Raw genomic sequence first — 18,349 nt, forward strand, 5'->3', positions numbered from 1 at the left:
ATGCTCGAAGACCTCAAGAAACTGGTCGCCGCGGAAACCGCGCGCACCGGCAAGCGCCGCACCATCCACCTGACCGACGACACGCTGCGCGACGGCCAGCAATGCCTGTGGGCCACCCGCATGCGCACCGAGCACATGCTGCCGATAGCGGAACGCATGGACCAGGCCGGCTTCCTGTCGCTGCAGGCGATCGCGCTGGTGCAGTTCGATGCCAGCGTGCTGTTCCTGAACCAGGACCCGTTCGAACGCATCCGCCTGCTGCGCGAGCGCTTCACGCGCACGCCGCTGCGCGCCGCCATCCGCAGCAACCTGATGCGCGGCTTCTTTCCGGTGGCCGACGACATCACCGAGCTCTTCGTCGAGCGGCAGATCGCCAACGGCGTCCGCGACATCGGCATCTTCGATGCGCTGATGTGCTCGGACAACCTCGCCCCCAGCATCGCCACGGCGCGCCGGCTCGGCGCCAACGTGACGCTCTTGCTCGGCTACAACATCGCGCCCGGCTATGACGACGCCTTGTATGCGCGCAAGGCGCGCGAGGCCGTCGAGCGCTTTGGCGTGCAGACCGTCACGCTGGCCGATGCGGCCGGCATCCTGACGATCGACCGCGTACGCACCCTGGTGCCGGCAATGAAGCAGGCCATCGGTGATCGAGCACGACTGGAATTCAACACCCACTGCCTGACCGGACTCGGGCCGCTGCTCGCACTCGAGGCCGCGGTGCACGGCGCCGACAGCATCCTGACGGCGGTGGACCCGATGGCCAATGGCAATTCGCTGCCGGCCAGCCAGATGATTGCGCGCAACCTGCGCGAGATCGGCTTCGACGTGGTGGTCAATGACGACTTGCTCGACGAAGTGGGCGCGTATCTTGGCGCGCTGGCCGAGCGGGAAGGCCATCCGGTCGGCGTGCCTGCCGAATACGAGCCCAGCCACTACATCACCCAGTACGCGGGCGGCGCGATGAGCAACCTGGAATCTCAGCTCAAGCTCGCCGGCATTTCCGACAAGCTGCCGGCGGTGCTGGAAGAGATCGGGCGGGTGCGGGTGGAGCTCGGCTCGCCGATCATGGTCACGCCCTATCCCGCGATCATCGGGGCGCAGGCGGTGATGAATGTCATCAACGGCGAGCGCTACAAGGCCGTCCCGGATGAAGTGAAGAAGTACGTCTGCGGGTATTTCGGCGCCCTGCCGCTGCCGGTCGACGCGAACGTGAAGGACAAGGTCATCGCCAACGGCTCGAAGGATGTGAGCCTGACGCCCCCCGTGATCGAACCGGTGCTGCCGGGCTTGCGCCAGCGCTACAAGAACATGGGCGACGACGAACTGCTGCTGCGCTATATGTACGGCGACGAGAAGGTAAACGGCCTGGCGCCGACGGGCACGGGCGACAGCTTCAGCGTCCACCACCCGGTCGTCGATCTCGTGGCCGGCCTGGCACAGCGCCAGAGCAAGGCGAAGGTGCAGGTCCGCGGCAGCGAGTTCTCGCTGAGCGCGAACTGAGGAGCGCCACATGAACGTTTCCCTCGCAAGGCCGCAGCCGATTCCCACCGCCGAGACCGCGCACTACTGGCAGGCGGCGCACGAAGGCCGGCTCGAAATACAGTATTGCCCGGCCTGTACGCGCCACCAGTTCTACCCGCGCCGCTTCTGCACGCAATGCCTGTCCGACCAGCTCGAATGGGTGCAGGCGAGCGGCCACGGGCGGATCTATACCTACACCGTGTGCCACGTCGCCGCGCATCCCGCCTTCGCGTCGGACGTGCCGTATGCGATCGGCATGATCGAGCTCGACGAGGGCGTGCGCATGCTGGCAGGCATTGTCGACGCCGACCCCGATTGCCTTGCCGTCGGCGCGCCGGTCGAGGTGTGCTTCGAACGCATCAGCGACGACGTCGCACTGCCGATGTTCCGGCTCACGGGCAGCGCCAATGCCCGGCCCGTTCCCGATACCAGAGACAAACCATGATCATCGATTCCTTCGACGCCGGCGCCACGGCATATCCCGACCGCATCTTCGTCCAGGGAGGCGACGTGCGCCTGAGCTACCAGGACGCGGCCGGCGCATCGCACGCGGTTGCCGCCGCGCTGGTGCGCGACGTGCAACCGGGCACGCACGTCGGCATGCTGTCGCCCAATCATCCGATGGTGCTGCCGGCGATGCTGGGCGTGATGCGCAGCGGTGCGGTCTTCGTGCCGCTCAACGCGCGCGATCCCATCGAGGACATCATCTGGTTCGCCAGTTTCTGCGAGATCACCGTGCTGATCTGCCATCCGCAGTACGCGCCGCACCTGGAACGCCTGAAGCAGGAGATCCCGACGCTCAGGCGCGTCATCGGGCTGACGGAGCCGCTGGAGCCGAACGGCCACTGCATCGCGCAATGGGTGAAGGACTTCGCCGGGACGCGCGTGACGGTGCGGCGCGAAGCGGACGACATCGCCATCATCAAGTCGTCCGGCGGCACCACGGGCCGTCCGAAGGCGATCATGCAGAGCCACCGCTCGCTCGAGACGGCCTACCGGATCAGCAACCAGTTCACGCCACCGCGCAAGGACCCCGTGCACCTGGTGGTGGCGCCGCTCACGCATGCCGCGGGCGCCACGATGGTGGCACTGGCACGCATCGGCGCGCGCAACGTGATCGCTGCGTCGGCCGATCCGGGCGTGATCCTCGAAGCGATCGAGCGCGAACGCGTGACGCATATCTTCCTGCCGCCGACCATGATCTATCGCCTGCTCGCCCACCCCGATGCGCGCACACGCGACTGCTCCTCGCTCGAGTACGTGCTGTATGGTGCCGCGCCGATGTCGGTCGACAAGCTGCGCGAAGGCATCGCCCTCTGGGGCCAGGTGTTCATGCAGAGCTACGGCCAGTCGGAAGTGCCCGGTGTCATCACCTGCCTGTCGCGCAAGGATCATTTCGTGCACGACGACCCCGAACTCGACAAGCACCTCGGCTCCGCCGGCCGCCCCTCGGGCGCCTGCGAGGTGGCGCTGATGGACGACGAGGGCAATATCGTGGGCACGGGCGAACGCGGCGAGATCGTGGCCCGCGGCGACCTCGTCTCGCCCGGCTACTACAACAACCCCGAAGCCACCGCCGAGGCGCGCGCCTTTGGCTGGCACCACACCGGCGACATCGGCGTGTTTGACGAGAACGGCTACCTGTATGTGGTCGATCGCAAGAAGGACATGGTCATCTCCGGCGGCTTCAACATCTACCCGAGCGAGATCGAGCAGGTGATCTGGGGCCACCCGGCGGTGCAGGACTGCGCCGTGGTCGGCATACCCGACGCCGACTGGGGCGAACGCCTGACCGCCGTGATCGAGCTCAAGCCCGGTTGCAATGCCACCGCCGACGAGATCGTCGAGCTGTGCCGCAAGCGCTTCGGCAGCCTGAAGACGCCCAAGCAGGTCGAGTTCTGGCCCACGCTGCCACGCAGCCCGGTCGGCAAGGTGCTGAAGAAGGATGTGCGAGCGCAGCTTACGGCTGCATCAAAGCCGGTTTGAAAGGATGGACATGGACCCGAAAGCACTGAGTGGCCGCTATGCCATCGCGGGCGTCGGCGAGGCCGGCATGGGCAAGGCCCTGCCGGGCGACACCGCGTTGTCGCTGCAATGCGACGCGGCGCGGCTCGCGATCCTGGACGCGGGGCTGAAGCCCTCCGACATCGACGCCGTCTTCGCGCACTGGGACGACCGCGCCGCCGGCTTGCTGGTGACCGAGCACATGGGGCTGCAACCGCGCTATGTCGACAGCACCGTGGTCGGCGGGCAATCCAACCTGACGCATATCGCCCATGCAATGGCGGCGATGGAGGCGGGACTGTGCAATGTGGCGCTGATCACCTATGGCAGCACGCAGCGCCTGGACCGCAGCCGCGCGCGCGGCGGCCATGCGCAGGATGCCCGCATGCCGAACGGCCAGTTCGTGCAGCCGTACGGCATGCTGAGCCCGATCGGCTTCTACGCGATGCAGGCACGCCTGCACATGCATCGCTACGGCACGCTTGCCGAAGACCTTGGGGAAGTCGCGATCGCGGCGAGGCGCTGGGCACAGCGCAATCCGAATGCGGTCGCGCGCGAGCCGCTGACCATGGCCGACTACCTGGCCTCGCCCATGGTCGCCGACCCGCTGCGCAAGCTCGATATCTGCCAGGTCACCGACAGCGCCGGCGCCATGGTGCTGGTGCGGACCGGGCGCGCGCGCGACTTGCGCCGTCCGCCGGTGCTGGTGCAAGGGTTCGCGGAGCAATATATCCAGCACGCCACGCCGTTTGGCATGGACGACTGGATCGACAATGGCGTGCTCGCGGAGATGGGCCGGCTGGCGCTGGAGCGCGCCAGCCTGAGCCGTAGCGAGATCGACATCGTGCAGATCTACGACGCGTTCACCAGCAACGTGCTGATCGGCCTGGAGGAGCTGGGATTCTGCGGGCGCGGCGAGAGCGGCGCCTTCGTGCGAGGCGGGCGCATTGCGCCGGGCGGGGCATTTCCGCTGAATACCTCGGGCGGCGGCCTGTCCTTCAATCACGGCGGCATGTTCGGCATGCCGCTGATGATCGAGTCGGTCCGTCAGCTACGCGGGGATTGCGGGGAGCGCCAGGTGCCTGGCGCCCGCAACTGCCTGGTGCAGGCGGGCGGCCTGGTGATGTCCGCGTATATGGTGATGGTGCTGGGAACGGCTTAGCCGATTCAGACGGTGCGCGGCGCGGCATCCCGCTGCGCTTCGAGCTGCCTGATCGCCTCGCGCATCGAATCGCCGATCAGCTTCTCGGCCGCTTCCGCCGCGGCATCGAGGTTGCCCGACTTGAGGCCCTTTTGCAGCGTGCGCCAGTTGCGGGCCGATTCCTTGCGCCGTGCCGGCGTGGACAGGCCAAGCTGGGTGTAACGCAGCGTCTGCCGCGCCAGCGAACCCAGGATCTCGGCCAGGCGCTCATTGGTGCAAGCCTCGCGCATGACGCGCCCGAGGCGGAACGAGGTTTCGATGAAGGCGACGGTGCTATCCGCCTCCTGCGCCAGCGTTTCCAGCGCGCGCACGTCGGCATCGATGGTCGCCGCAATCTGCGCCGCCTCTTCCGGGCTTAGCCGGCTTACCATGGTGCCGGAAAGCTTGCCGCGAATCTCGAAGATGTCTGCAACCTCCTTGATCGATAGCTGGGTGACGTGGGCGCCCTTGTTGGGCAGGATGTTCACCACCGAATCCTTCTCAAGGATGCGCAAGGCCTCGCGCACCGGTCCGCGGCTGACCGCGAACTGCTCGGCCAGCGCTTCTTCACGGATACGCTCGCCCGGGGCGTATTCGCCATTCGCGATGGCAGTGAAGATGCTGTCGGCGATCTGCTCGGGCAGTGTCCTCAGCTGGCGGCTGGCGGGACGATTGGATTGTGTGGTCATGTCGAAAGCTCGAAACTGCGCAATTATGAAACTACGATTGTAGACAAACGCAATGTAAGCACGAGATTAGACCACAACTGCGCGCGCAAGATCACGAGCCGTGAAGACAGACTGCGCTAAACCACGACGAATCACGACGAACCATCATGTCAAAGCCCCAGATCCTGACCTATATCGATGCCGGCACCTCCGACGGCACCGCGCGCCTGATGCGCACCATCGGGCAGCAGCTTCGTTCCGGTATGTACGAGATCCGCACGGTCATGGCCGATGACATCCGGCATGACGCATCGCTGTTCGATGACGCAGTGCTGTTCGTCATGCCGGGTGGCGCCGACCTGCCCTATTGCGCAGCGCTGAACGGCGCCCCCAACGCGCGCATCCGGCGCTTTGTCGAACAAGGCGGGGTCTACCTGGGCATCTGCGCGGGTGCGTACTACGCCTGCAGGGAACTCGCCTTTCACGCCGGCAGCGCGGGCGAGATCTGCGGCACGCGGGAGCTGAGCTTCGTGGACGCGGTTGCGGTGGGCTCCTTGCCCGAACTCACGGGAGGCGTCGCCTATGACGGCACGCCGCGCAGCACCGCCGCGGTGGAGATCCGGACGACGGAACGGCTGACCGCTGCGCCGGTGTCGCTCTACACGCACTACCACGGCGGCTGCCGCTTCGATTTCGGCGATGCGCCGGGGCCGGAGACCCAGGTCCTGGCCGTTTATACCGGCATCGAAGGCGACCCGCCCGCGATCGTGAGCTCACGCGTGGGCAAGGGCAGCGCGATCCTGACCGGCGTGCACCTGGAGATCTCGGAGCGCGAGTGCAAGGACGCCTTGCTAGGTCACAGCGACAGGACCGCGCACATCCACGTCTGCCAGAGGCTGGCGCAGACGGGCGAGGCGCGACTGGCGGTGTTCCGCCAGTTACTGTTCCATGCCGGGCTCGCGCTGGGTTGACCGCTCAGGGCGTCCAGTACCAGATGGCGGAGTTGGAGATAAAGGTCTCCCACATGGCGTGCGGCTTGGCGGGATCATCGTCCTCGTAGCGACGGGCCAGTACCCATTGGGCCTCGATGCGCTCGCGCGATGGATCGCCCAGGCCATCCTGCTCGCCCGCGGCTAGGTAGCGACCGGCAAAGGTGGTCAGCGAGGCATGCTGCTCAGCTTGGTTCTTCCAGAGCACCGTGAATCCGATCAGCGCGCCGTCGGTCATGCCGTGCGTCTCGAACCAGGCGCTGGGATCGGGCTTCCCGACCTTGGTCTGGTAGCGCCCGGTAAAGTGGGCACCCGGCCCGATGGAGAGGATTTCGAGCCCGCCGCCGTTGCGGCTGAGCCATCGTCCGACCCGGATTGTCATGGTGTCTCCTTGGTATTGCCCAGCATGTTTGAACGGGGAGAACTGCGCACTTAGTTTAGGACAGCGGTTTGCCGGGGACAACTTTGTCGGGATTGCCCGGGCACCACGCGCTGGCCGCGATGTCGACCCGGGAGAGACGCTATCCCTCCTCGAAAGCGGCCGCCGGCAGGCGGTCCGCGCTCAGGATCGTGTGTGGTTTTCCGAGTACTGAAAGCCATCGCTTTTCCGGCGAGCCGCTCGCTGTGTGCTCCGGCAAAACAAGTACTGATATGCTTGGCAACCTGCCATAGCTCGCTCCGCGCGGGCTGGTGGCTCAACATAAAGTTCAGCCACACGGGGCGGACCCTATCTGGACGAAAATCAGCCAGGAGCGCTGCATTGAACGACGACCCGCTACACGGCCGCTTGTTATTGCCGCCAGAGCCGCCGACGCTTGCGCCCGGCATCGTGCACAGCAATTTCAGCGTGCAGGGCGACGCCCGTCAAAGCTTCCGGGCCTGGCAGGAGCGCATGAGCCCTGTCTACGACATACGGCCTTCGTCAAAGCAAGCCGAGGATAGGTTCGACGCATCGCTGTCTCGCTACACGATCGACAATCTGAGCCTCTTCGACTTCCGCACCGGGCCGAACCTGGCCGTGCGATCGTTGGGCCGGGTATCGACCGAGAGCATTCATGACATAAGCTTCAGCGTGTTCCTTGAAGGGCCGCCGGGGCAGTTCCTGAACGGCAAGCCACGGCTCGACGCGCCACAGATACCGCACGCGCCAAGTATCCTCGCGCTGGACATGGACCAGCCGTGCACAATCCGGAATTTTGATGGCCGGATACTGCTCCTTTTTGTGCCACGCGATCTGGTGGAAAGCTCGTTTCCCGATGCCGCCTCGCTGCATGGTCGCTCGATTCAAGCCACCACCCCCTTGACACGCCTGATCATTGAGCATCTCGTTGCATTAAACCGACAAATCAGCGGTCTCGACCGGCAGGAAGCGCGTCAGCGCTTTCTCACCACGGTAGAGCTACTCGCCACCGCTTTCAGCCGTCAGGCAGGGCTTTCCGGCAATCGGCGCGCAGCGGTACGCGCTGCCGTCTATGGACAGGTGCGGCGACATGTCGAGGCCAATCTGCACGATCCGGATTTGTCGCCTGACAGCGTGTTGGCATCGCTGCATCTCTCGCGCGCCAGCGTCTACCGTCTCTTTGAGCATGAAGGCGGCCTGGCCGCCTATATCCGCAGCCGCAGGCTGCGAATGGCGGCCGATGAGCTTGTGCGCTTTCCGCATATGGAGGTCCAGGATATTGCCCTGGGGTTGGGTTTCAATGATGCGTCGAGCTTTACGCGCGCATTCCGCCGCGCCTTCGACATCGCGCCACGGGAATTGCACGAGTACGCGCCGTTGCTCCAGCGCAAGCAGGCAGCACGGGAGCGCTTCACATAGCCGGGCCGTCACGGCCAACGCCGATCCCGTGCTCAGGAAGATTTCGGAAACTTCGAAACCCGCTCGCCCTTGACAAGGCATATACGGGAACCAGCCAACGCGTCCGCCGAACCCCTACAGGTAGGAAACGCCCAAATACTTTGCCGGGCCTCCGCCGAGTGGAGGAGACTCCGTTCACTTCCGTTCGCCAGAGGGCGCAGGCGAAATAAGTAAGACCGCCGCACATAACAGTTAATTCAGCTTCTGCCGCCTCTCTGCTAGCCTGATCTCGGTGCATCCACATCGTCTTGCGCGTATACATGTGAGGTACAGCATGCTCCAGGCACTCCAACGCTCGCGTTCAACTTGGGGCGCAGCGCTCCTCTTGCCGATTTTCTGCCTGTCACTGCTGATCGCCGGTCCTCCGGCCCAGGCCCAGGCCACCGGGAAGAAGCCCAACATTCTCATTATTTGGGGCGACGATATCGGCACCTGGAACATCAGTCGGAACAGCCACGGCATGATGGGCTACACGACGCCAAACATTGACCGCTTGGCCAAGGAAGGCGTGGGGTTCACCGATTACTACGGACAGCAGAGTTGCACCGCCGGGCGCGCGGCCTTTATCGGGGGCGCGGTCCCGGTGCGCACCGGGATGACAAAGGTCGGGCTGCCGGGGGCCAAGGAAGGCTGGCAGAAATCCGATCCCACAATTGCCGCACTGCTAAAAGCGCAGGGGTACGCTACCGGCCAGTTTGGCAAGAATCACTTTGGAGACCGTGACGAGCACCTGCCCACCATGCAAGGCTTTGACGAGTATTTTGGAAGCCTGTATCACTTGAACGCATCGGAGGAGCCCGAAAACCTCGATTACCCGAAGGATCCGGGATTTGCCAAGAAGTTTGGCCCGCGCGGCGTGATCCGGTCCAAGGCGGATGGAAAGGGCGGGCAGACGGTCGAGGACACCGGGCCACTCACAAAGAAGCGGATGGAGACAATTGATGAAGAGACGCTCGCCGCCGCCAAGGAGTTCATGGGCCGGCAGGCGAAAGCCGACAAGCCGTTCTTCATCTGGTGGAATGCGACTCGGATGCATTTCAGGACCCATGTGAAGGCCCAGAATCGCGGCATCTCGGGACAGGACGAATACAGCGACGGAATGGTCGAGCATGACCGCATGGTCGGGGACTTGCTTAAGGAGCTGGACAGCCTGGGGTTGACCAACGACACCATCGTCATGTATTCGACCGACAACGGGCCTCACTACAACACCTGGCCCGACGCGGGCACCACGCCGTTCCGCAGCGAGAAAAACTCCAATTGGGAAGGTGCCTACCGCGTCCCTGCTTTCGTCCGATGGCCGGGTCATTGGCAAGCCGACACGATACTCACCGGCATCGTCGCACATGAGGACTGGATGCCAACGCTGTTGGCGGCCGCCGGCATGCCAGACGTAAAGGAGCGCCTTCTGAAGGGAGCTACGTTTGCCGGCAGGAAATACCGGGCACATTGCGATGGTTACGACCTGAACGACTACCTGTCGGGCAAGGCAAAGGAATCGCCCCGCAAGGAGTTTTGGTATGTCAATGATGACGGCCAGGTCGTCGCCGCCCGGTATCAGGATTGGAAGGTAGTGTTCCTGGAGAATCGGGGGGAAGCGTTCGGTGTGTGGCGAGAGCCTTTTACGGAGCTGCGCGTCCCGCTGGTTTTCAACCTGCGTCGAGATCCATTCGAGAAATCCCAGCATAACTCCAACACCTATAACGACTGGCTCCTGGACAGGGTGTATGTCATCGTACCGATTCAGGCAATGGCTGCTCAGTTCCTGCAATCGATGAAAGAATACCCGCCAAGTCAGTCACCCGGCTCGTTCAATCTTACCAAGATAGAAGAGCAACTCAGGACGGGAGCGGGTTCACGCTGACCGTCCGCCGCAATCCGCGAACTCACCGACACGCAGCTACGCCCGCCTTCAAGCGGGTGTAGCTGCGTCGCGCGCCGGGCCCGCGCCATCTACGAACACTGCAGCGGCGGCGTCTCGCATGGGATGCCATCGTGGTCGCCGTCAATCTTCACGCTCGGGCAGTTGCGCAGGTAGAAACGAGCCTCCTCGCATGAAGTCATCTGGCTGCAGTGCTGCTTCCCCTGGCATTGAAAGACTGGCGAAGCCGCAGGAGGTGCTGTTTTTTCAATCATGGGCAAAGCAGCTTGGGCAGCTTGCTCAACCTTGGGTGATTGCTTGAAGTAGAACCAAGCGGCCGCCGCCGCGACGCAGAGCAATAGAAGCTTGTTCATGTGACCCCTTTTCTTTGTGCGAAGAATGCCACAACCGGACACCGAACGCTGACACTATTGAATGAACTCCGGCCCGAAGCCGCTGGCGTCAGCCTGCCGGGCCGAGCCAGTCGACGGCGCCGAGTGAGATACTGCAAGCCCAAGCCCACGAGAACCACCCATGTACAACAACTACGCCCCGGTGCAGCGCCAGCTGCTGCGTGACGTGTATTGCGTCGAGCCGCCTGCACTCGACGATCCCGCAGAGACCTGGCCGGACTATGCCGCGCCGATCATCGTGGGCAAGTTCGACACGACCAATGCCCGGTCGGAGCCGGTCGGCGAGAAGCGATCGTTCTCCGGCCCGTGGAAGACAATTCGATGCATCGCGCTGGCGGCCCTGCTCGGCAGTCCATCCCTTTCCCATGCCGAACCCAGCATTCAGGTCGGCTTCTCTCCGGAAGGCTCGGCGCGGATGCTGGTGCTGGAGACGATCGGTAGCGCGAAGCGCAGCATCCAGATGCTCGCCTACGCGTTCCAGGCCCCCGACATCATGCAGGCGCTGGTCGATGCCAGGAATCGCGGCGTGGATGTGCGCGTGGTGATCGACAAGAAGCGCAACCTGGGCAAAGTCAGCAATGCGGCCATGGACTTCGTGACCCGCAATGGTGTGGAACTGCGGACCAACGACCATTTCCACATCCATCACGACAAGACGATCATCGTCGACGGCAATACGGTAGAAACGGGCTCTTTCAATTTCGCGCCGTCCGCCGAGACGGCCAACTCCGAAAATGTGGTCGTCATTCGAGACATGCCGGAGGTTTCGCGCCAGTACATCGCGCACTGGCAGTCGCGCTGGGATCTCGGGAAGCCCTATCCCGCGCGCTGACCGGCACCCGCACACCGGAAATCATGAGGAACAAGACTGATGAATGTGTTCGAAGCGTTCACCGAAATTAAACACCTGCCGGCCAGAGAGCGGCTTCTGATCGGCGTGAGCCTGAACAACAGGTTCGCCTGGTCTGCTGGTCGCATCGATGACCCCAGCGTCTCAATCGGCTTTGAATCTGCCGTCACGCGGGCCATCGAAGAGTTCCAGGCTGGAGACAGGCTACTGAGCATCAGGATCATTCCGTCTGGCGGCGGCCATATCGTCGTGGCGATGGGCGCGGAATCGGCCGTAGCCATCATCGACGCCATGACCAAGGGCATAGACCTCATTTCCCAACGCGGCGGAAACTGAGAAACTGCCCGGCTACAGGCACGCGGCCATCGCCGCCATCGCCGCCATCGCCGCCATCGCCGCCATCGCCGCCATCGCCGCCCTCAGCCTGATTTCATACCCACTGAAAAATAAAACGAAACCTATGTCAATTAGCCTTCGAATATTGCTTGCTGCGACGCTCACCGCGACCGTTGCTGCCCCCGCGCACGCCGACATGACTGTCAAATTCTTCCGTGCAATGGCCGCAAATCCCGCCATGAACTCGCACACCGACGCCTTTCTGCAAGGCTTGACGGAAGGCGTAACCTGGAGTGCCTCTACCGCGCGGGTGATCAATGGCACGCCGCTATTCTGCATGCCGGGCAACTTGGCGCTGACCAATGACACCGCCAAACAGCTTATCTTGAACAGCCCCCCCGACGTCGACTACGTGACCCCCACATTGCTACGAGAGTTGAGGAAAGCCTTCCCCTGCAGGCCCTAGCATTGTTCTCCGGGTCCGCCAGCCGCGTCCCTTGCTCCGCTGCGTGCGCTCACTGACACGCCGCCACCGCCGCCGCCTTCAGCCTGACCTCATAGCCGGCGCGCAACAGCAACTCGGCCAGCGCGGCGCGGTACCACTCAACGTCGCTGGCCGTCCCCGGAACTTTCACCAGCGGACAGTCCGGCTCCGGGAGCTGATAACCGACGAACTGCTGCTCTCGACCCCAAGGCCAAACCTTCAAGCCGCGAATTCCAAGGCCTCCCCATCCGCGGGAATCCGCAACCTGTCGCCCACGCCTGCACGGGCTGCCGCGACCCTTAGTTCCGCCCGTTGTACGGGGCAATGACTCAGCGCTTCCAGATGATTGGCAACTACTATGCCTTTCAGGGCCTGGGTGAATTCAATCACGTCACCCGTGCCCATGATGATTTCGTCCCCGACGTCGAACTTGGCTCCTCCGGCCGGGATCAGGGAAACCTGGGGTTGAAGGCGCGCGATAAATTCGCGAATTGCGGGTGTAAAAATGGTATCGCCGGAGAGATACAGGCTAGGCTCCCCCGGCATCTCGATTAAGTAGCCGACGCCGTGCTCCATCAACAGTCCAACCATGCCTTTCCCATGCCGGCAAGCCATTGTCCTGATTTTCCCGCCGAGGAATGGTTGCGGTTCTTGATGATTCTCCGCCAGCGGATGTACGTTTAAGCCGCGTTGACGAAGATGCTCCGCATCGTGCGGCGTGCAGATAACGGGAATTTGCCTGCTGCGTAGCCAGTGCTTTCCCATGCGGTCGAGATGGTCGAAATGCCCTTTCTGGCAATGCGTAATCAGGCAATGCGTCACCGATTCCAGCAACGAATCGGTCACCGGCGGCAAATCAACGACGGGATTGCGCTCTCGCTGGCCGAGAAACCTCAGTGGCGGCAATGCGCCTCTTGGTGCCAGCATCGGATCAACCAGGATCGTATAAGCGCCAATCTCGACGACGGCCGTGGCATTGCGGAGTTGCGTTATTTTCATGATCTATCCTTCCTGATGGGAGGAATTCATTGTGTGCTGCGCGTCGCTCTCCTAAAATGGCCAGAACTGACATAAAACGATTATTTTCTGCCATGCCTCCGCCGGCTCCCTTCCGCATCGGTTTGCTGCTGTACCCGGAATGCTTGCCGGCAGGGCTGTTCGCGTTCGCGGATCTTGTTCATGCGGCGAACCGCCGGGCCGGGATGGTTCTCTTCGAGCCGGTGTTTGTAGCGGCCCAGGCGGGCCTTGTCGAATGCGCTCACGGCCATTCGCTGAAAGCCGCGTCCGCGGCTCAAGACGCCTGCCTCAATGCAATACTGATACCCGGGTTCTGGGCTGAATCAGCCTGGCAGATAGCCGGCGCCCTGGCGAAGAATGCGGGCATGATCACGGCTTTGGCCGGCCTGCAAAGAAGCGTGATGATGTGGAGCTACTGCACCGGCGTCTGCCTGGCTGCCGCCACGGGCAGGCTGAACGGGCAAAAGGCGACGGTCACATGGTGGCTGGCCGACATGATGCGAGAGCAGTTTCCCAAGGCCGTTTGGCAAACCGAACGAACCAGTGTTTACAACTTGCGTACTGCGACCGCGTCAGGGGTCAACGGTTATCTGCCGATCGCACAGTCTTTCATAGAAAAGCGGATCAGCAGGGAAGCCTACCGGGATCTGACGAAGCTTATGGTCTTGCCGCGTCCCGAGCGCACTCATCATGCCTTTCAGATGAGGAGTCTGATCGAGCAGCCGGATCGGTTACTGCGCAAGCTGCACATGATTGCGGAACAGATTTCTGCTACTGAGGCGACAGTTGCCCGCCTGGCCCAGGAACTGAACATGACAGAGCGAACCCTGGCCCGGAAAGTTGTTGCCGCGACCGGCTTGCCGGTCGCAAGCTATGTGCGCCGGATAAAGCTCAATCAAGTAAGCGAGCGCCTGATTCATACCTCTGCGCCGGCCAATACGATCAGCGCGGAACTCGGCTTTAGCAGCGACTCCGGGATGCGCCGGATGTTCAAGGACCTGACAGCGCTTACGCCGGCGCAATACCGGCAGGCATTTGGACGATCCTAAATCTCCCCGGAGGAGTGGGCTGCCTCAGTCGGCGGCTGTCGCCCTGGCCACTGCGCTTCACAGTGAAAATGCCCATCGTGGATGTCGAGCTGATTGGCTGCTGTGGCCGGCAGCGGCAGTCCGCCCGCCATCGCGGGCCTGTGGCGCGCTGATGGATGCCGCGCCCGCGCCGCGCGCGTCAGGAGTGAATGCGCTCGCAAAGCTATAGCCGCCGGACCGGCCTTCGGCATTCTGATTGCATGTCCAGTCAAACCCCTCCGAATGAGGGGTTTAGCGGCCACCACTCCGCCCGTTAAGTACCTTGCCGTCGGGATCCGGGGTCGTGGCTGGAATCGCGTCCCTCGCCGGTGGCTCGGCAGTTGCAGCAGCCGCGGCACCTGTTGCACTGGGCGCAGCGGCAGCCTATGGTGTGTACAAGTTCTTCGATTGGCTGACCGGCGACTAGTCTAGATTCCGTGGCCACCTGCGGCTCGTAGGCGCTCCGCCATATCGTGCCCTCGCGCGCATCGGCGCCGCAGCTGCCCGAATTCTCCCCCCATGCAACGCAAGGCCGCGCTCAAGAAGCTGCTGGCCGACGCGCCCCCTGGCCCGTTGTATTTGTCGTTCCCAACTTCGGTAGGGAAAGCCAGTCATTGGCTGGACAGCACAATGACCTCCTATCAGGTAATCAGCCTTACATCTACGAAGTGGAGCCTACAAATGAAACAGATACCCTGCTTGATTCTTGTGCTGTTGGCTGGGACAGCCCAGGCCGGGCCGCGTCTTGGTGCGGCCAGTTATGGCCAAGCCGGCGGCACGTCTGGCTACGGCCAGACTGCCACCATGGGCAGCTACGGTTCTGGCCAGACGCAGGGCTACTCCGCGGGTGGAGTGAACGCCGATCTTGGAAAGCGCTACAGCGCCGCAGGTGCCCGCTCTCGCTCTAAAGGAGACACCGCGACGAGCGATAGCGAAACATCATATTCCCAACCGTCTCTGTATCAGTCGTCGGCCGGCTCCACGCTCCAGCAGCCCAAGACCCAAAAATAACCCACCCCAAGGTGGCTGCGAGCGTCAATCCTTGGCAGGTCTGCCTATCGGGGCAGCACGGGTATCCGGCCTTTGGATGGAGGAATGCTAGAGGGTGCGGAGCACGCTAGTACCTCGGGGCGCCCTGCCATCGATCTCTGTCACCACTGTAGTCCCGATGATCCCCCCAATAGCGATCACCATGATCTGCTCGCCCATCTCCGCCGTAGTACCCCCCGCGGTGCTCGTCTCGATCGGGTGCGACAACGCACCCGCCAAGCAGCGCAACTGATGCGGCAATCAACACAAGAATGGTCTTCATGAGGCTCTCCTAAACACCCTTCGGCTTTTTCCAGCATACGCATCGATCGATCGGCAGAATGTAGGAACTACGTCCTCCCGCAGCGAGGCTTTCTCCTACAGCGAGGTGCTCGCACGATCCGCCGCGAGTACAAGACATTCGGCTTCTGCTGTGGCCTCCGTGGCGGCGCCAAGGGATTCAAACAGGCAGCCTCGCAGGTCGGCAACGTGATCGCCACCTGGAAGTGCATCGGCGGCATCGATGTCGGAGTGGTGGCTTGGAGAGGAGAAACGAATAGCGGCGCTCTAGGCGCCGCTACGGGGACGACCACAGGAAAGAGGCAAGTGGCACGGAGGAAAGCAGCAGGTCAGCCGCGGGGCAGCATGCGGTGGGACTTCGCGTAGGCGCGCAGTACTTCGTTGATACGCGTCTGCCAGCCATCTCCGGTTGCCTTGAATGCGTCGATCACATCGCGGTCGGCTCGCATGTTGAGCGATACCTTGCGCTGGTCTGCCGGCAGCGCCGGCCGGCCGCGCGGCTTGAGCAAGGGCTGCGCTGCCTTCTCACCGATCAGCTTGGGCAGCACTTCCCGCGCGGGTCGCATGCGCGCCAGTTCCTCATCGGTAAGCGGCGGGTTGTCGGGGTCGGATTCCGCCGCGAGTGTCAGCGCCCTGTCCTCGGCTTCGCTAGGGATATGGACACTACGTTTCGTCGACATAGTTCAACACCTGGCGGCGGTTGGCTTTGCGCAGGCTGATGACGCGCATCGTCTCGCCTCGCATTGTGTACACCAGCACATAGACACGCTCACCGATCATGCCTGTAGCGACAAAGCGCGTTTCACCGTACTCGAACCGACTTGCCACTGCCCAAATTCCTTAGGGCCCCGGAGCCAGAGCAAACGCGCTCATCCCGATATTGTGGTGCGCTTGGCACATGGCCATTGTACCGAGCAGGCCGCGCGCCGGCAGACCCGGACGTAGTGCTGGCGTAATTCAAGCGTAATGAGGCGTATTTTCGCGGGTTTTTGTGCGGCTTTCCCGACACGAAAGCGAGGACGTGCAAAATCCTAGAAACCCTTGTGGGGCTTAGGTTTGCGGTCTACTTTGGTGTGGATTTGTGTACTGCGGAAAGGGGTGGGTGGTGCGAGGGAGGGGACTCGAACCCCTACACCATTGCTGGCGTCAGGACCTAAACCTGGTGCGTCTACCAATTTCGCCACCCTCGCAGTCCCTGCGGGCGCATCCCTGGCGGGAGGCCGCTGTGCTCGCTGGCGTTGCAGGCGGGCCGGGCAGCGTGTGAGGTCACAGAAGCGGCGGGCAAGACTGCCCGCCTGGCTTGTGTTTCCTGTGCTGCCGGCGCACTTTGCGCATGCAGCGCAACGAGGCTGCGGATTCTAGCGCAAAGCGCGCGGGGAATCCAGCCCCTTGCCTGCATCGGCGCAATCAACGTGCGCTGCCCACGGTTTCAGCGCTTGCCCTTGATGCAGGAGAGTACAAGGACGGTGGCGCAGGCTTCGAGGGCGGCGACGAAGTACAGGCCGGAGGATAGCTGGCCGGTGCTGGTCTTGAACCAGCCGATCATGTACGGGGCGACGAATCCGGCCAGGTTGCCGATGGAGTTGATCAGGGCGATGCCGCCGGCGGCCGCGGTGCCGGCGAGGAAGGCGGACGGCAGGGACCAGAATACGGGGAAGGCGGCGAGGATGCCTACGGAGGCGATGGTCAGGGCGACGAGCGCGAGCACGGCGCTGTGCAGCCACATGCCGGTGAGCACGAGGCCGGCGGCGGCCATGAGTGTCGCCAGGGCGCAGTGCAGGCGGCGTTCGCCGGTGCGGTCGGAGTGGATGCCGTTCCAGACCATGGCGATGGTGCCGGCGATGAAGGGGATGGCGGAGACCAGGCCGATCTGGAGATTGCCCTGCACACCGAGCTCTTTGATGATGGACGGCGACCAGAAGGCGATGGTGGCGTTGCCGCTGACCACGCAGAAGTAGATGGCGGCGCAGATCCAGACGCGGGCGTTGGCGAAGGCGTCGCGCAGGGATGAGTGCTTGGCGGGGTCGCGGTTCTCGGCTTCGATCTCGCGGCTGACGAGATCGCGCTCGCCCTGGGTGAGCCAGTTGGCGCTGGCGGGCTTTTCTGGCAGGAACATGAGCACGGCGATGCCGGCGAGCACCGAGGGGATGCCTTCGATGACGAACAGCCATTGCCAGTTGGCAAGGCCTTCGACGCCTTCCATGCGGCTCATGATGAAGCCGGCAAGCGGGCCGCCGATCACGCCGGCGATGGCGAACGAGGTCATGAACAGGCCGTTGATGCGGGCGCGGCGCTGGGCGGGGAACCAGTAGGTGAGATAGAGCACCACGCCGGGGAAGAAGCCGGCTTCGAAGATGCCGAGCAGGAAGCGCAGCGCGTAGAACTGCATGGGAGTCTTGACGAAGATCATCGCCATCGACGCCAGGCCCCACAGGATGGTGATGCGCGCGAGCGTGCGGCGCGCGCCGATCTTTTCCAGCAGCAGGTTGCTGGGGACTTCGAAGAGGAAATAACCGATGAAGAAGATGCCGGCGCCGAAGCCGTACACGGCTTCGCTGAACTGCAGGTCTTGCAGCATCTGCAGCTTGGCGAAGCCGACGTTGACGCGGTCGATCCAGGCCAGCACGAACAGGAAGACGAGGAAGGGAATCAGCCGCACCGCGATCTTGCGGTAGGCGTGGTCGCGCTCGGCGGCGCTGGGCGCGGCGGCGGGCGCCATCGCGTCGGGGGCTCCGGTCATCACGGTGGTCATCGGTGTAACTCCTTGGG

At 63.3% G+C, this 18,349-nt stretch carries 19 protein-coding genes and 1 tRNA gene; 11 read left to right on the plus strand and 9 right to left on the minus strand.

Annotated features, from left to right (window positions below; translation table 11 throughout):
• The 4 genes from AC1DKV_RS18520 to AC1DKV_RS18535 are packed head-to-tail and all read left to right on the plus strand — an operon-like array spanning position 1 to position 4,690.
• A complete protein-coding gene (locus AC1DKV_RS18520) occupies positions 1 to 1,503 on the plus strand; it encodes a carboxylase (protein WP_441615926.1) in 1,503 nt (500 codons plus the stop codon).
• Positions 1,504 to 1,513: 10 nt separating this feature from the next.
• On the plus strand, positions 1,514 to 1,969 hold the full coding sequence (locus AC1DKV_RS18525; protein ID WP_441615928.1) for a Zn-ribbon domain-containing OB-fold protein: 456 nt from the start codon (positions 1,514 to 1,516) through the stop codon (positions 1,967 to 1,969).
• A complete protein-coding gene (locus AC1DKV_RS18530) occupies positions 1,966 to 3,510 on the plus strand; it encodes an AMP-binding protein (protein WP_441615930.1) in 1,545 nt (514 codons plus the stop codon). The genes AC1DKV_RS18525 and AC1DKV_RS18530 overlap by 4 nt, the downstream gene beginning before the upstream one ends.
• Positions 3,511 to 3,520: 10 nt before the next feature.
• A complete protein-coding gene (locus tag AC1DKV_RS18535; RefSeq protein WP_441615932.1) occupies positions 3,521 to 4,690 on the plus strand; it encodes a thiolase C-terminal domain-containing protein in 1,170 nt (389 codons plus the stop codon).
• A 5-nt stretch (positions 4,691 to 4,695) separates the two neighbouring features.
• Here the strand turns inward: AC1DKV_RS18535 and AC1DKV_RS18540 are convergent, their stop codons facing one another.
• Positions 4,696 to 5,397, minus strand: a complete 702-nt coding sequence (locus AC1DKV_RS18540) for a GntR family transcriptional regulator (protein WP_441615934.1) — start codon at positions 5,395 to 5,397, stop codon at positions 4,696 to 4,698.
• A gap of 146 nt (positions 5,398 to 5,543) precedes the next feature.
• Between AC1DKV_RS18540 and AC1DKV_RS18545 the strand changes: the two genes are divergently transcribed.
• Positions 5,544 to 6,347 (plus strand): BPL-N domain-containing protein, encoded by an 804-nt coding sequence (locus AC1DKV_RS18545; RefSeq protein ID WP_441615936.1) that lies wholly within the window; start codon positions 5,544 to 5,546, stop codon positions 6,345 to 6,347.
• 4 nt (positions 6,348 to 6,351) lie between these two features.
• Here AC1DKV_RS18545 and AC1DKV_RS18550 read toward each other — a convergent pair whose 3' ends face one another.
• A complete protein-coding gene (locus AC1DKV_RS18550) occupies positions 6,352 to 6,747 on the minus strand; it encodes an avidin/streptavidin family protein (protein WP_441615938.1) in 396 nt (131 codons plus the stop codon).
• Between the two features lie 378 nt (positions 6,748 to 7,125).
• Here AC1DKV_RS18550 and AC1DKV_RS18555 point away from each other — a divergent pair, with 378 nt between their 5' ends.
• Positions 7,126 to 8,184 (plus strand): helix-turn-helix domain-containing protein, encoded by a 1,059-nt coding sequence (locus tag AC1DKV_RS18555; protein WP_441615939.1) that lies wholly within the window; start codon positions 7,126 to 7,128, stop codon positions 8,182 to 8,184.
• Positions 8,185 to 8,497: 313 nt separating this feature from the next.
• On the plus strand, positions 8,498 to 10,087 hold the full coding sequence (locus AC1DKV_RS18560; RefSeq protein WP_441615941.1) for an arylsulfatase: 1,590 nt from the start codon (positions 8,498 to 8,500) through the stop codon (positions 10,085 to 10,087).
• 89 nt (positions 10,088 to 10,176) lie between these two features.
• Here the strand turns inward: AC1DKV_RS18560 and AC1DKV_RS18565 are convergent, their stop codons facing one another.
• On the minus strand, positions 10,177 to 10,458 hold the full coding sequence (locus tag AC1DKV_RS18565) for an excalibur calcium-binding domain-containing protein (RefSeq protein ID WP_441615943.1): 282 nt from the start codon (positions 10,456 to 10,458) through the stop codon (positions 10,177 to 10,179).
• A gap of 160 nt (positions 10,459 to 10,618) precedes the next feature.
• Between AC1DKV_RS18565 and AC1DKV_RS18570 the strand changes: the two genes are divergently transcribed.
• Together AC1DKV_RS18570 and AC1DKV_RS18575 are read left to right on the plus strand one after the other, a co-directional pair.
• Positions 10,619 to 11,329 carry a phospholipase D family nuclease gene (locus AC1DKV_RS18570; RefSeq protein WP_441615945.1) on the plus strand — a complete coding sequence of 237 codons (711 nt, stop codon included), beginning with the start codon at positions 10,619 to 10,621 and terminating at the stop codon, positions 11,327 to 11,329.
• Between the two features lie 39 nt (positions 11,330 to 11,368).
• A complete protein-coding gene (locus AC1DKV_RS18575; protein ID WP_441615947.1) occupies positions 11,369 to 11,683 on the plus strand; it encodes a hypothetical protein in 315 nt (104 codons plus the stop codon).
• A gap of 12 nt (positions 11,684 to 11,695) precedes the next feature.
• Here the strand turns inward: AC1DKV_RS18575 and AC1DKV_RS18580 are convergent, their stop codons facing one another.
• Positions 11,696 to 12,058 (minus strand): hypothetical protein, encoded by a 363-nt coding sequence (locus AC1DKV_RS18580; RefSeq protein WP_477137768.1) that lies wholly within the window; start codon positions 12,056 to 12,058, stop codon positions 11,696 to 11,698.
• A gap of 328 nt (positions 12,059 to 12,386) precedes the next feature.
• Positions 12,387 to 13,166: an MBL fold metallo-hydrolase gene (locus AC1DKV_RS18585; protein WP_441615951.1), complete on the minus strand. Its 780-nt coding sequence runs from the start codon at positions 13,164 to 13,166 to the stop codon at positions 12,387 to 12,389.
• 56 nt (positions 13,167 to 13,222) lie between these two features.
• On the opposite strand from AC1DKV_RS18585, the gene AC1DKV_RS18590 reads away from it, so the two are divergent.
• Together AC1DKV_RS18590 and AC1DKV_RS18595 are read left to right on the plus strand one after the other, a co-directional pair.
• A complete protein-coding gene (locus AC1DKV_RS18590) occupies positions 13,223 to 14,233 on the plus strand; it encodes a GlxA family transcriptional regulator (RefSeq protein ID WP_441615953.1) in 1,011 nt (336 codons plus the stop codon).
• Between the two features lie 537 nt (positions 14,234 to 14,770).
• Entirely contained in the window at positions 14,771 to 15,262 is a 492-nt protein-coding gene (locus AC1DKV_RS18595; RefSeq protein ID WP_441615955.1) for a hypothetical protein, read from the plus strand.
• A gap of 647 nt (positions 15,263 to 15,909) precedes the next feature.
• On the opposite strand, the gene AC1DKV_RS18600 is transcribed toward AC1DKV_RS18595, so the two are convergent.
• The 4 genes from AC1DKV_RS18600 to AC1DKV_RS18615 all read right to left on the minus strand — a co-directional run bounded on the left by AC1DKV_RS18600 (position 15,910) and on the right by AC1DKV_RS18615 (position 18,299).
• Entirely contained in the window at positions 15,910 to 16,260 is a 351-nt protein-coding gene (locus tag AC1DKV_RS18600) for a BrnA antitoxin family protein (protein ID WP_441615956.1), read from the minus strand.
• Positions 16,244 to 16,408, minus strand: coding sequence for a BrnT family toxin (locus AC1DKV_RS18605; RefSeq protein WP_441615958.1), 165 nt, complete (start codon positions 16,406 to 16,408; stop codon positions 16,244 to 16,246). The genes AC1DKV_RS18600 and AC1DKV_RS18605 overlap by 17 nt, the downstream gene beginning before the upstream one ends.
• A 275-nt stretch (positions 16,409 to 16,683) precedes the next feature.
• Positions 16,684 to 16,770 (minus strand) — tRNA-Leu (locus tag AC1DKV_RS18610).
• A gap of 239 nt (positions 16,771 to 17,009) precedes the next feature.
• Positions 17,010 to 18,299 carry an MFS transporter gene (locus tag AC1DKV_RS18615; protein WP_441616500.1) on the minus strand — a complete coding sequence of 430 codons (1,290 nt, stop codon included), beginning with the start codon at positions 18,297 to 18,299 and terminating at the stop codon, positions 17,010 to 17,012.
• Between the last annotated feature and the right edge of the window lie 50 nt (positions 18,300 to 18,349).

The sequence above is a fragment of the Cupriavidus sp. 05T41 genome, from assembly GCF_056396525.1.